This is a genomic window from Paenibacillus sp. GXUN7292 (assembly GCF_050864975.1).
Classification (GTDB): Bacteria; Bacillota; Bacilli; order Paenibacillales; family Paenibacillaceae; genus Pristimantibacillus.
The window spans coordinates 49181-63357 of the sequence record NZ_JBOZWO010000015.1 but is presented as its reverse complement, the minus strand read 5'-3'; the positions used below and the strand labels follow the sequence as shown (position 1 = coordinate 63357).

Here is a 14177-nt window from a genome sequence, read left to right as displayed (position 1 = left end):
GGCAGCTATGGCTCAAATTCAAATAAATAAGCAAAAAAGAAAAACTACATATATTCCAATTGCCTATAAATTAATGCTGTCCTATATGATTTTTATAATTGTTCTGGTTACCATCAACGGGTATGTATCCCATGTTATCTATGATTCTTCTATACGCAAGCAAACCAAGATGAACGTGCAGGGAACCTTGCAGCAGGTTCGGGACAATGTTAATTATAAAACGAGCGACTTGATGCGGATCTCTTCTATTATTTACAATGATTATTTTCTCGTACAAAATGTAAAGGCAGAAAATTTGTCGCTTGGCGAGCAGTATTTGCGCATGGAGCAGGTAGTTATTCCAAAGCTGGAAAGTGTTGTGAAGGCGATTGGATTTAGCCAGCGTCTGTTTATTTATTTCGGCAATGAAACGATACGCGAAGTATATCAATTCCGGGCAGACGGGGCAGATGCGACTCCAGAACAACAAACCTATGATATTTATCATTTAAAGCGCATTAAGGATAGCAGCTGGTATAAGGAGCTGCCAGATGAAATTTATGGTGAAACCTTTATATGGAAACAAATTGAAGATGAAAAGCAGCAGAGCCGCATCTCTTTAATCCGCCGCATGATCGATACGAGCAATCCGGTGCGCTTAAGTGAAATCGGTATTATGCGCTTTAGCGTCCGCTTAGCTGATTTATTTGAAAGCGTCGATTATTCAGTTTTGGGGGAAGGCAGCAACATTGCTGTTTATGACAGTAATGGAGAACGTTTATTTGCTTCAGGCTTTGAAAATAATGAGGAAATACAGGATACTAAGTTTTTAACGATCGAAGAACAGATGGCCGATCAGAATTGGACGATCGTCGCCAATGTGCCGCTCACGCTGCTCGATAAAGAAGCACAAAAAATAAAGTCCTTTATAATAGGCATTTGTGTGCTTTGCTTTATTTTGTTCACCTTTGCTGGTGTTTTTATATCACGTTATTTTGCAAAAAGGATTACGAAATTCGTAGCGATCCTCAATGCTTTTCGGCATGGCGATCTGCACAAGCGGATTACCTACAGAGGCAAGGACGAGTTTTCACAAATTGCAACGGCGCTCAATGGCATGGGGGAGGATGTAGAGGCGCTTATCCGCAAAGTGTATTTGACGCAGCTGCAAAAAAAAGAAGCCGAGCTTGAAATGCTGCAATTGCAAATTAATCCGCATTTTTTGTATAATACGCTGTCATCTATTAATCAGCTCGCTAAATTTGGCGAGAATGACAAGCTGCAGCGCATGGTCGTCCAGCTTGCCAAGTTTTATCGCCTGACGCTTAATTCCGGAAAAACCTTAATACCTGTGTACGCTGAAATTGAACAATCCAACGCTTATCTTGATATACAGAAGGTCAAGTACGGCAAGCGTATGGAGGTCGAATTTGATATCGCTGTATCCATTTGGCCGTATGAAACGATTAAGCTTATTTTGCAGCCGTTTATTGAAAACGTGCTCAAGCATGCTTGGTGCGGAGACCGCATTTATATGCGCATTTGTGCCCATAAGGTTAAGGATTGTATCCAATATAAAATAATAGATGACGGCATTGGCATGTCCCCGCAGCGTATAGCTGAAATTTTTGATTTAAGCAATGACAGCGAGACGGGGCATGGCATCCGCAATATCGATCAGCGCATAAAGCTGCAGTATGGCGAGCGGTATGGTGTTACGATCATTAGTCGAATAGGAATAGGCACTACCGTTCAAATTGTTATTCCAGCCCGCGAACGATCGATCAAATCTTTTAATACAGGACACGAAGTACCTTGAAAATAGATAAATATAGTTCTCTTAGATTAACTTTGTGCTATGATGTAACAGAAGCTAATGTAATTTAACTGGAAATTGATAGTAAGAGAGGCAAGATGTGAAGAATGCAGCGCAAAGTATGGTTTATGGCAATTGGCATCATTATTATTCTTATTCTAATTAACAACACTGTGTATTACTTTATGACTAAAAAAACATTAGAAGAAGCATTAAAGCATGAGCTCCTCTCGTTAGGCAAGCAAATTGAGCTCACCATCGAGCAGACAAGGCTGGGCTCTGAGAAATTCGAAGAGCAAATAGGCCGCGAACTGCGGGCTTCCGCAATAGCAGCACAGTATGCATTGGATCCGGACGTTGACAATGTTACAAATGAGCAGCTTAAGGAGCTCAGCCAGAAGCTGGATATTAAGCATATCAGCCTGCTTAAACGTATACAAGACGATATAGTGCTCTATCGATCAAGCGACGATACCCAGATTGGCAAAAGCACGAAAACATGGGTGCCGTGGTTTAGCTATTTTAATCAATTATTTGATAACTATAATGTTAAGGGCGAGTGGCTGGGTCAGACGCTGAATCATTTTTGGAGCGGTCCATTTGAAGTATCTTCAACCGATGTGCAAAATATTTACAAATGGGGCTACTATTATGATGGCTCGACCAATTATATTATTGATCCCTATGTTCACTATGAAACGCTGAATGAATTTAATGAAATAACAGGCGTAGAACGCCTGCTCGATGATTTGGTGGAAGCTCAGCAGTCGCTTATTGAAATTATGGCCGTCAATCCGCTAACTTTCCCTGACGGCATTCAAACCGAGCAGGATGACGGACAGTACAAGGATCATATCGTCCAGCGGCCGATTATATACGGTCAATATACGGTTCAGCTTGATGAAGATATTCAAGCCGTACAGTCGGCTTATTATAATAATGAAATTGTAACGATTGAGAAAAAAAGCAAGTACGGTCATGTCTACAAAATGTTTATTCCTGTTTCGGTGAAGGACAAGGGGATCAGCATTACGGATCCGAACGGCACACCGATGGATCAGTACGTGTTGTCCATTGTGTCTGATTACAATATGATCAATCTTGCGCTGAATAAGCAATTTTTCAATCTTGGCGTCGTTATTATATTGCTGACTGCTTTAAGCTTCCTCATTGCAATTGCAGCGATGAGACAGATCAAGCAATCACAGGACAAGGCTGTTCGTGTAGCCCAGGAGACATATGTCGAAGAGATTAATGGACTGTTTCTTGCCATTAGAGCGCAGCGCCATGATTTTCTCAATCATGTGCAGACGATTCATTCCTTAGCCAGTCTCAGCAAGCATAAAGAGCTTCTTGCCTATACGAAGGAGCTTACTGATGAAATAAGGGTGATGAACGATATTATTAATATCGGCAATCCTGCTATTGCTGCTCTTATTCGTTCCAAAATTTCACAAGCCGAGACGTATCGCATTCAATTTGCCTGCACCTTCAATGATTTGAATATGTCCGAGATGGGCGCCAAAACGCTTGATGTGAACCGTATCCTTGGCAATTTGATAGATAACGCCTTTGATGAAGTGATGAAGTATGAGGAAAGCGAGCGTCAGGTGCATCTCATTTACAGCCAAAAAGCCGGCCATATTGACATTGAGGTTGGAAATATATGCTTGGATGCGGAAGCAGTTGCAGCTTCGCCGCTATTTAAAAGCGGCTATTCCACCAAGCATGACCATCATCAAGGCATAGGTCTGTCTATCGTTAAAGGGATTGTAGATCGCTATCGGGGTGAAGTAAACGCGGCGGCTGCCGCGGAAAACTATTTGATTTTCACAGTAAAGCTCCCAATATAAGTTTTAATAGGGCAGATTTAAAGCAATCAAACATCAACCGTTGGAAAGTTATTTCGCGGTTTGGTGTTTTTTTGTTAAAATAGAGGGATACAGATAAGGCAGGTGAAATGATTTGTTATATCTCGCCGATGAGCAGCAGAAAAAGATAGAAAACTTTTTGAAAAGCAGCTTGGTCCAAGTGATTATTAAGCGCGGATGGTCTTACTATACATCAAAACGAATTAAACGTATGGAGCTGACCGTACATGAAACGATAACAGCATATGCGGAAGGTACAGACATATACGCAGTTGTTATTGATTTAGATGAGCTGCGCTACAGCAGCTGCTCATGTCCTTTTAAAGGTACGTGCAAGCATATCGCCGCCGTATTTTTTCAAGCTGTTGCAGAGCAGGCAGGCGGTCATAAGGCAGCTGAGCAAGCCTATTTTCGTTTGCTGGGCTTGACTAAGGCCAGTGCGGCTATTTCTGTTAATCGAGATATTTCGGATCAAGCTATACAGGCCCCATTCATTGGTTTTGGGGACGGCAGACCTGAGGAGAGCGATAAACTCCTTGTATGGCGGGAATGGATGGATAAACAATACGGCGAGGTATGGCGCACCTGCCGCCATTCGCTCCATCCGCTGCAGCCGGTGCTGACTGGCCTGAAGGCTGTTGCCAGAGACTGGTCCTTCAAGGCGCAAAAACTGTTTTGGTGCTATGCGATCCTTTATGTTTTGGAACAGGCTGAAAGGGCTATTTCTTTAGCAGATTCTTTCAATCGCTACTATTATGAAATGGCTTTCCTACGTATGTCCGAGCCGTGGCTCGCGCAGTTTCATGAGCTGATTGACGATTTGGATCCTGGCAAATTGTCTGATAAGGATTGGGAATGGAGTTTAACGATTGTCGGTGAGCTGAAACGCAGAGCGCTGCTCTTGGATCGGCAGCTGCTTGAATGGGATTATATTTACTTAGCCGCCCTGCAAGCCTTCGGCAAGCAGCCCGAGTGGCTGCGGAATGAAGAGCAAGCGATCGGGGAAATGCTGGAGAGCAAGGCTGGCGCTGCGATTAATCAAACATTTTTGCGTATTGCGGCAGGCAGCATTGCATTTGATCGCGGAGAGTATGAAAACGCGCTGAATCATTTCAGCCTAGCTGATTTTGACCGGGCGCAAAAAGCTATTTACCGTTCTGTAGATAGGCTGCTGGAAATGAGACAGGAAGCAGCTGTTGAAACATGGATGGCTTATATATTTGAGCAAGTGCAGCAATCGCCTGGCAAGCGGTCTGTAGGACCGTTTATGCAGCTGTGCACATCAGCGGATGAAGCTTACCCAGAGCAAAAAATATGGTCGGATTACATGCTGGGCTTGCTGCCTCAATCTTATATCAGACTTTCAGAGCATTGGATGCGGCTTGGCCGCTATCAGGATTGGGCTGATCTGCAGCTGCTCTCTGGTGTTAAGATCGAAGCTATATCTCCTGAGGAAGAGAAAAAGGTTTCCAAGCATGCGCCGCAGCTTATGTTTCCGCTGTACCATCAATCTATTGAAGCAGCGATTCAAAGCAGAAACAGGCAGGGCTACAGGCTTGCCGTAAAGCAATTGAAACGGCTGTCCAAGCTATATTCAGCATCGCCATTTGCCAGCCGCTGGCCAGTGTTTATTGAGCAGCTGACGGATAAATACCAGCGATTGCGCGCATTTCAGGAGGAATTGTGGAAAGGAAATCTATTGCAATGAATGCAAAGCTAAATAGGCAACAGCTTGTTGTATCAGGCTTCTGGGCAGGCAAAACAGGTGATTATAGCATGATGCTGTACACGCCAGACCGTATGGCTGCTGCTAAGCTTAGCAGCATTTTGTTCGCATGGCACAGCTCTTCCTGGTATGGAACAAGCACGGAAGAAATCGTAGTTGGAGAGAGGCTGCTTATAAAGCTGACACCTTTGACTGCGATCGACTATTTGTCCGATCCGCAGCCGGTAAAGCTGGTCAAGGTCAAGTGGAGCGACCAATTGCAGGTGTTAATGAAGCTGGCGGGGCTTTTTCGCGAATTGCTGCTAAACGGCTGGTTTTTGCCGGATTGGGAGCGCTGGAGCGAGTATAAAAGATGCTGGCGCCCGGCTATTCCAAAGGAGCGTCATGACATAAACAGCGAATGGGAAGCCTTGCAGCAGCAAGCGGAAGCGTTTGGCGACCAGGCTATCAGCTTGTGGCTAAGCGAGGCGATTGAGGAGCTGCTTGCGAATAATCATGACGTGCAGCAGGCTTGGGAGCAAGCAGAGCGTTCTGCTGGAAGCGGGCTGCTGGCCAGAAAGCTTCCGGATGAGCAGGATTGGCTGACCGCCATTGGGCTATTAACGGATTCAACGCCGTTCCGTATAGCTCTGCAGCTGCTGGAGCCGTTTGCAGGGGACTGTGAGGAATGGAGATTAGTGCCGGCTGTTCAAGCGCGTGAAGGCGGCCCTTGGCAGGCAGTCTATTACAATAAGCGGGCTGAGCTTTGGCGGCCATTGTTGGAGGAGCATGCTGAGCTGCCGTCGTTATGGCAGCCTTTGCTGACCGAAAAGATCGGCAAGGAGCACCAGAAATGGCTCGCTGCCTTGCATAATTGGGAGCTGGAGCAGGGTGACGAAGCAAATGATTGGAAGTTAACGGAGGAAGAAGCTCTCAACTTTTTGCATGAAGGCAGTATGACACTGCTTGAGGCAGGCTGCTCTGTATTGCTGCCATCCTGGTGGGAAGAGGCCAGATCGCGCAAGCTGCGCGTCAAGGCGAAGATGAAGCATATGCTTGGCTCCGCTGCCGAGCCTATGTTTGGCTTATCGCAAATTGTCCAGTTCGACTGGCGCCTCGCTGTTGGCGATTTGCAGCTAAGCGAGGAGGAGTTTCTTAAACTGGCTGAAGAGAAGCGGCGCTTTATTCAAGTGGGCGAAAGCTGGGTATATCTCGACCCGCAGGACGCAGCGCAAATCAAAATGTGGCTGCGCAAAGTCGGCCGCGGCAAAGGGCTGACGTTCCGCGACGTACTGGAGCTGCATTTACGCGGAGAAGCCAGCTTCTTAACCGATTATGAGGATATGAGCGGCCGTGCTGAAATCGAAATGAATGAGCATTTGCAAATTTGGATGGAGCAGCTGCAAAATATTTCATCGATGCCGCTGGTCGACAAGCCATCTGCCCTTCATGGCGAGCTCCGCGAATATCAGCGACAGGGCTTGTCATGGCTGCTCTTTTTGCGCCGTTACGGACTTGGCGGCGTTTTGGCAGATGATATGGGGCTAGGCAAAACGATTCAATTTATAGCGTATTTGGCTTATTTAAAGCAAGAGAGATTAGCACACGGCAGCTTAAAAGCTGCCGGGCATGCTGAAGAAGCGCTCCCATCACTGCTAATTTGCCCTACTTCGGTTATAGGCAATTGGGAGAAGGAATTGGAGCGGTTTGCGCCTGATTTAAACATCGAGCTGCATTACGGGGCGAAACGGCAAAAAGGCGAGGAATTTAAAGAGCTGGCGGGCAAAGCGGATTTGGTTATTACGTCCTATGCGATCGCTCTGCTCGATCAAGAACAATTTGTTGATATGCAATGGGATGCGCTATGCCTAGATGAAGCGCAAAACATTAAAAATGCATACACGAAGGGATCAAGCGCCATTCGCCAGTTTCCTGCGCAGCATCGCATAGCCCTTACTGGAACACCGATGGAAAATCGCTTGACGGAGCTATGGTCCATATACGATTTTATTAATCCTGGTTACTTGGGCAGCTTGGGTGAATTTCATAAGTCTGTAGTCATTCCAATAGAAAGAACGCGGGATGAGCAGCTCATTGCGGGGCTGAAGCGCTGGGTGCAGCCTTTTATGCTGCGCCGGTTGAAAAAGGACCCTGCTATACAGCTGGCGCTGCCGGATAAAATTGAGTCAAAAGCTTTTGTTACGCTGACTGCCGAGCAGGGCGCGATATATGAGCATATTGTCGCTGATTTGATGGAGAAGCTTCATACGCTTGATCCGATGCAGCGGCGCGGCATGGTGCTGGCCGCATTAACGAAGTTGAAGCAGCTGTGCGACCATCCTTCCTTGTTTCTAAATGAAGGCGGATTGAAGCGGTGGGAGGAGGAACGCTCCAACAAGATGGTACGCTTGCTTGAGCTAATCGAGGAAATTGCAGCTGAAGGCGAAAGATGCCTGATTTTTACACAATATATCGAGATGGGCGAGCAGCTAAAGCGTATATTGGAAGCGCGTTTTAAGCTAGAGGTGCCTTTTCTGCACGGCGCTGTGCCTAAACAGAAGCGGGATCAAATGATTGAAAGGTTTCAAAATGAACAGGAGGATTGTCTCGCCTTTGTTTTATCTCTTAAAGCAGGCGGAACCGGCCTTAACTTGACAGCAGCCAATCATGTTTTTCATTTTGACCGCTGGTGGAATCCTGCCGTCGAGAATCAAGCGACCGACCGCGCCTTCCGGATTGGGCAAACTAAAAATGTACAGGTTCATAAGCTGGTGACGCTTGGAACGCTGGAAGAGAAAATAGATACGATGATTGACAGCAAGCAGTCGCTAAACGATCAAGTTGTCGGACAGTCAGAGCAATGGATAACGGAATTGTCTAATGAGGAGCTGCGCGAATTGTTTGCTTTGCGCAAAAACTGGCTGAAAGGATAGGTTTGCTGCATGGATGAGTTGCACAATAGGCTAGATAAATTAAAGCTGAAGGAAATTATACCTGAAACGGGCCAGCCGTCTGTCCCTGATCAGCTTGAAAAAATGCCTCAGCAAGAGGAAATGACTGAGGATTGGAAGAAATTTTATACGGAAGTAAGAAAAGCAGTGGAGCGGATGAGGGAATAGGAAAATGAAGGATAAAAGCACGGCTGCAGGGAGCGATGGGTCTCGCCTTGCCGTGCTTTTAGCATGGTTGCTTTCGTTGCCGAATTTCTTGCGTGCTGCTTGAAACAGCCTGCTTTATTATCCTTTTTAAGGTGTTATCGCACAAAGTGGTCAAAGGTTAGGTCATGCAATATATAGGCAAGAAAGAAAATGACAGATGGATTTTCGTAATGATGCTGCAGTTGTGTTAGCTGCGCGTAGTAGATTTCACCATAATGCGGATTGTTGCGCATTTCGAGATTGCTTTTAATCAGCGCGTCAAGCTTGTCGGATATATCCGTCAGCTCACCTTCATAAGTTTTGTCCTTGGCATGTACAATAAAATCTGTAAGAGGCTCATGAAAGCTGATCGGCAATGCCTCCACCAGAGATACTGCGAGCTGGTGTTCATACTGCTCAAAGGCGGCTTTGATCTCAAGCGATGATTTTTTTATAGGTGAGGCTACATCGCCGCTAATGCTTTCAACCAGATCATGATATAGCGATTTGGCGAGTGCGCGAAAATGGTCAATGCCGCTTGACCCGAAGCGTTCCGTTTCCAGCCAGCTGTTAAATAACGTCATAGCTGCAACACGAAAGGAATGCGTAGCGTCATTATCGGGAATCAGATTGAAGCTGCCGCCCCAACGTTCGATTAAATCAAGATTCACAATATGGTGAACCAATTGCTGCAAGCCGCTATACGGCTCTTGCTCCAAAGCTTGAATAAACCATTTGACAGCAGGCAGGGCTGTTTGCTGCAAATCATCGTAAAGGGCTTGACAGGTTTGTGAAAAATAAGGGCTGCTGCCGGCCTCATGCTCGCGCTTGCAAAACAAATAGGCATCAAGCGTATCGATTTGCTTGACTAAGGCGCCTATATCGGAATCATCCTCCGCAAGCACAATGTAATTATAGAAGGAACCTTGCATGGAGCGTGATAAGCAGCTTACCAAATCTTTGCTGACCTCTGTTTCAAGCTGACGGATATGCGCTGCCACGATGGCGTCTTTTTTTGTGTTATGTTTGATAGAACCGGTAACGGTCTCATTAAGATCATGCAGCAGCGCCCGTGCCGCAAGCTCGAGCTTGTCCACTGGCTGCTTGATTATTTGCTCTTGTATGATGCCGATTAGCACGGCAATTGCCGCGCAGCGAAAGCTGTGGCTGGCTGCATTGTCTTTATAGCGTGGGGAGTGCTCATGCCACCTGGGCACATACTGCATTTGAATAATGGCATGAAAAAAACGGCTGTTTTTCATCCGACGCACCGCCTTTTAGAGTAATAAATAATCGTTCTATGTTATTATAAAATGAAAAGGATAGCGAGACTAGACAAAAAAGAGGGAATACCTATGCGGCGCTTTGGACTTGCGTTTAATCAATATTTTGAAAAATGGATGTTTCTAATTATACCTTGCTCCTTACTGGCAGGTTTTTTTATGGCCTCGGAGCTGCAGTATTTTATAGGAGCCGTCCCTTATTTGTTTGCTTTTGTTACTTTTACGATGGCAGTGGGCTGCGGGATGAAACAGCTAAAGGCTTCGGCTGGCAGGCCAGGCCTTATTATACTTGTGTTTATTCTGGCGCATATGATTTCGCCGATTGTGGCCTATGCTGCAGGAATCTTAACGTTCGGGGCGGACTCTCCTTATGTTATAGGGCTTGTGCTGTTCGCAATTATACCGCTTGGCGTATCCTCCGTGCTATGGGTGGGCATGTCAGGAGGGAATATACCGCTCATGCTGGCTATGGTCGTGCTTGATTCTTTGCTTAGCCCATTTGTTGTGCCTGCGGGCATTCATCTGTTTTTCAATTCTGCTATCGAAGTAGAGGCTGGGCCTATCATGCTCGATTTGACGATAATAATCGTGCTGCCTACTATTATAGGGGTCTCTTTGTATGAATGGAGCAAGGGGAAAATTGCCGACCGTGTGAAGCCGGCAGCAGCTCCGCTGTCCAAGCTTTGCTTCGTGCTTGTCGTTGCGTTGAATGCAGCTGCCATTGCGCCATATATCGGGCAGCTTAAGCAAGATATGCTAACACTTGTGCCATTGACTATCGCATTAGTTGCGTTTTGCTATGCAATTGGATATTTTGCTGCAGCGAAGCTTAAAGATAAGGGAAAGCAGATTACCGTTTCATATGCAACGGGCATGCGCAACATCTCGCTTGGCATTGTACTGGCGCTGGGCTATTTCAGTCCGCTTGCCGCTGTGCCGGTCGTCTTGTCTATACTGATTCAGCAGCCTATGGCTACCTTGCATCATTATATTTTACAAAAACTTAATAATAATAAAGCTAGCGAGACAACCTCACTGCATGTAGGATAAAACTAGCGGAGATGCATGAAGACTATCGATTCGGAAGCGTATGCTTGAGTATCGACAGTTTCAATCTAGAAGGAAGCAACAGTATGTGTGGCGGGGGTGAGTCGTATGAACAGTTTTCGTACCAGATTAACGATGATTATTATTTCTATTATCGCTTTAGCTGTAAGTGCAGCTGGCTTTATGATGATGAATACGTTCAAAAATATTTATATTGACGCTCTTGAAGATAATATGGTGCGCGAGATGAAGCTTATCGCCTCCCGTATGGAATGGAAGGCCAGCGACAATGCAGAGGAAGTGTACAGTTATTATACCGAGCAAGCAAATGAAATAAAATCATATACAGAGTCGCGGATTACCTTTATTCGCAGTGACGGCGTCGTGCTTGGCGATTCGGATTATGCCGCGGAGGAAATGAATAACCACTTATACCGCAATGAGGTATCCGAAGCGCTTGAGGAAGGAATTGGACGAGCTGTTCGCTCCAGCAACACGATGCGCATGAATATGATCTATGTTGCAATTCCGATCAAGGATCAAACGGATAATTATTCTTATGTTATTCGTATGGCGATGACGCTGGATGAGGTGGACAGCGGCTTGCGCAAGGTGATGTATGTGATGATTGGCGGACTGCTTATCTTATTTGTCCTTGCTGCTGTTATCAGCTATAGAGTTGCCCTCGGGCTTACAAAGCCATTAGAGCAAATTACGAAGGTGGCTAAGCGGATAACGAATCAGGATTATGTAGCTAGAGTAACGGTAGTGAAAAAGGATGAAATTGGCGAATTAGGTCATGCTATTAATGCGATGGCGGACAGTCTGCAAGTGCAAATGGAGCGCATCAAGCAAAATGAAAATCAATTGCAGACCGTATTGGCAAATATGATTAACGGCATCGTCATGATAGAGACTGACGGAAGAGTCGTGCTCATGAACCGCCATGCAGAGGAAGTGCTTGGCTTGCCGGCAAGCGAGCTTGTTGGAAGGCATTATTCAGAAGCCAAGCAGCAGTACGAGCTTTCGCAAATGATCCAGGGCGCATTAAGATCCAAGGAGGCTCTGCGGGAGGAAGTGACCTTTTACTATCCGGAGGAGCGGCTTGTGGAATTGACGCTGGTGCCGATATCCGAAGGCGAGCATCAGCGCGGCGGCGTGCTGCTTGTGCTGCAGGACGTATCCGCAATCCGCAGGCTGGAGCGCATGCGCAGTGAGTTCGTTGCTAATGTGTCGCATGAGCTGAAGACGCCGATTGCAGCAGTTAAAGGCTTTGCGGAAACGCTGCTGGGCGGAGCTGTAAAGGATGAGGAGACTGCGCGTTCATTCCTGCAAATTATATTCGACGAAAGCGACAGGCTTAACCGTTTGATTGGCGATATTTTGGAGCTGTCCAAGATTGAGTCCAGACGTGTGCCGCTAATGTTCTCTCCAGTTGAACTGGATAGCTTTGTGAGCAAGACGATGACGTTGCTTGAAGCTGAAGCGACGATGAAAGGAATCGAGCTTTGCAGCAAAATTCAGCCAGGCCTTTATGTGGAGGCTGACGAGGATCGGTTGCGCCAAATCGTAATGAATTTGCTGTCCAACGGCATCAACTACACGCCGGACGGAGGCAAAGTAACACTTTCGATTCACGCGATTAATGACGATTTGCTGTCTATTCAAATTAGCGATACAGGAATCGGCATACCGAAGAAGGACCTGCCCCGTATTTTTGAACGCTTTTACCGCGTAGATAAGGCGCGTTCAAGAAGCTCGGGCGGAACAGGCCTTGGATTGTCCATCGTCAAGCACTTGGTGGAGCTTCATAAGGGAACTATTACGGTGACAAGTACAACTGGAGTCGGAACAACCTTTACCATTATTTTGCCCGTGCTGCAATAAGAAACCAATCCGGTAAAAAAAATATTGCCTAATTGGTGGACAGGCATGTTAAACTAGAGGTATTGAACGATTACAGATAGTACGCGGGTGCGGTATATATGCTTTAGTATGTACGACTCGCATGGAGGTCATCATGTCGTATAAAGTGCTTGTTATCGAGGATGAGCCTACACTGGCCAGGCTATTGTCCTATAATTTGTCGCAAGAGGGTTATGAGACTAAGGTAGTCGATCATGGCGGGGAAGGGCTGCATACTGCTCTTACGGGCAATTTTGATCTGATTATATTGGATATAATGCTTCCTGGTCTCAATGGCTTTGAAGTATTGAATCGCCTCCGTCAAGGCGGCAATAAAACACCTGTTATTATTTTGACTGCGCGCAATGCGGAGGAAGAGGTTGTGCAGGGGCTGAAGCACGGAGCGGATGATTATATTACGAAGCCCTTTGGGGTTGCAGAGCTGCTGGCAAGAGTATCCGCCGTATTAAGGCGAACACAAATAGAAGATACTGCGCCGGTCATGTCCAGCGAGAAAGTAATCCAAGCGGGAGAGCTGTTTATTTATCCCGAAAAGTATGAGGTTACATTGCATGGCGAAGCGATTCCGCTGCGTCCGAAGGAATTCGAAGTACTGCTTTATTTGGTGCAGCGCCCAGGAGTAGTTGTGACAAGAGATGATCTAATGAATGTCGTATGGGGCTTTGATTATTTTGGCGGCCAGCGAACCGTAGACGTACATGTCAGCTCTCTGCGCAAAAAGCTGGAGCTGGGTCAGCAGTCCGTTGCCATTGATTCCATTCGAGGCGTCGGCTACAAGCTCGTAATGAAGAAAAAGCTCGAAACCCAGTAAGCGGGTTGCGGGCTTTTTTAATTATTTTTCTTAATTATGCGTGCGACGTCTATTTATTTAGTAAGAGTCGGCATATGCGCGGTATTTAGTTAGTAGGCATCTCTATAGTGCGCTATTGTCGATTAATTGTAGGCAACTACAGGCAAGCAAAAAGAAAGGGGAATGAAGTCTTGATCGCAGTACCCCTCTTTACCATTGCACTCGTTGCCTAATCCAGAATGGAATCGAAACTTTTCTGCCTTTAGCGTCTAACGGTTCTGACAAGCGCTATCTAGCTAAAAAAAGGCTATTTAGAAATTGTAACGGTTGTGATCAGCGTTATTTGTGAACTTTGGCTTTTTCGAGCTGCTTTTGAGGTAATTAAGACTTCTAACAACCGTTAAAATCTAGGAACTGGTGTTTTAGGCATGTTAGCGCTACTGACAACCGTTAGATTCTGAAATCTGATGTTATAAGCACAACAGTGCGCTGAGAAACTGTCGATTAGGTTGAAAACATTCAAAAGCAATGAAAAGGGAAACGGAGAGCAAGATTTGGGAATGGAGAAGCGGCAGCGTCCGCCTTTGTAGGCTAATTTTTTCCTTTACAAGGGTTATTTATTC

Annotated in this window: 9 protein-coding genes; 8 read left to right on the top strand and 1 reads right to left on the bottom strand. The window is 46.0% G+C overall.

What is annotated here, in order from left to right; translation table 11 throughout:
- Nucleotides 1–7: 7 nt before the first annotated feature.
- The 5 genes from ACRRU2_RS14075 to ACRRU2_RS14055 all read left to right on the top strand — a co-directional run bounded on the left by ACRRU2_RS14075 (nt 8) and on the right by ACRRU2_RS14055 (nt 8490).
- The gene (locus ACRRU2_RS14075) at nt 8–1798 is read left to right on the top strand and encodes a sensor histidine kinase (protein ID WP_331701379.1); all 1791 of its coding nucleotides are present in this window, start codon (nt 8–10) and stop codon (nt 1796–1798) included.
- 104 nt (nt 1799–1902) lie between these two features.
- Nucleotides 1903–3648, top strand: coding sequence for a sensor histidine kinase (locus ACRRU2_RS14070; RefSeq protein WP_331701380.1), 1746 nt, complete (start codon nt 1903–1905; stop codon nt 3646–3648).
- A 112-nt stretch (nt 3649–3760) separates the two neighbouring features.
- On the top strand, nt 3761–5374 hold the full coding sequence (locus ACRRU2_RS14065; RefSeq protein WP_432502518.1) for an SWIM zinc finger family protein: 1614 nt from the start codon (nt 3761–3763) through the stop codon (nt 5372–5374).
- The gene (locus ACRRU2_RS14060; RefSeq protein WP_432502516.1) at nt 5350–8304 is read left to right on the top strand and encodes a DEAD/DEAH box helicase; all 2955 of its coding nucleotides are present in this window, start codon (nt 5350–5352) and stop codon (nt 8302–8304) included. Before ACRRU2_RS14065 ends, ACRRU2_RS14060 begins: the two co-directional genes overlap by 25 nt.
- Before the next feature lie 9 nt (nt 8305–8313).
- Complete coding sequence (locus tag ACRRU2_RS14055) at nt 8314–8490, top strand: hypothetical protein (RefSeq protein ID WP_331701383.1); 177 nt, start codon at nt 8314–8316, stop codon at nt 8488–8490.
- Nucleotides 8491–8624: 134 nt separating this feature from the next.
- Here ACRRU2_RS14055 and ACRRU2_RS14050 read toward each other — a convergent pair whose 3' ends face one another.
- The gene (locus ACRRU2_RS14050; RefSeq protein ID WP_331701384.1) at nt 8625–9770 is read right to left on the bottom strand and encodes a YfbR-like 5'-deoxynucleotidase; all 1146 of its coding nucleotides are present in this window, start codon (nt 9768–9770) and stop codon (nt 8625–8627) included.
- A gap of 93 nt (nt 9771–9863) precedes the next feature.
- On the opposite strand from ACRRU2_RS14050, the gene ACRRU2_RS14045 reads away from it, so the two are divergent.
- From ACRRU2_RS14045 to ACRRU2_RS14035, 3 genes are all read left to right on the top strand, one after another.
- On the top strand, nt 9864–10841 hold the full coding sequence (locus ACRRU2_RS14045; RefSeq protein ID WP_432502512.1) for a bile acid:sodium symporter family protein: 978 nt from the start codon (nt 9864–9866) through the stop codon (nt 10839–10841).
- Nucleotides 10842–10946: 105 nt separating this feature from the next.
- Complete coding sequence (pnpS, locus tag ACRRU2_RS14040; protein WP_331701387.1) at nt 10947–12725, top strand: two-component system histidine kinase PnpS; 1779 nt, start codon at nt 10947–10949, stop codon at nt 12723–12725.
- Nucleotides 12726–12858: 133 nt separating this feature from the next.
- Nucleotides 12859–13575, top strand: a complete 717-nt coding sequence (locus ACRRU2_RS14035) for a response regulator transcription factor (RefSeq protein WP_331701388.1) — start codon at nt 12859–12861, stop codon at nt 13573–13575.
- Nucleotides 13576–14177: the final 602 nt, after the last annotated feature.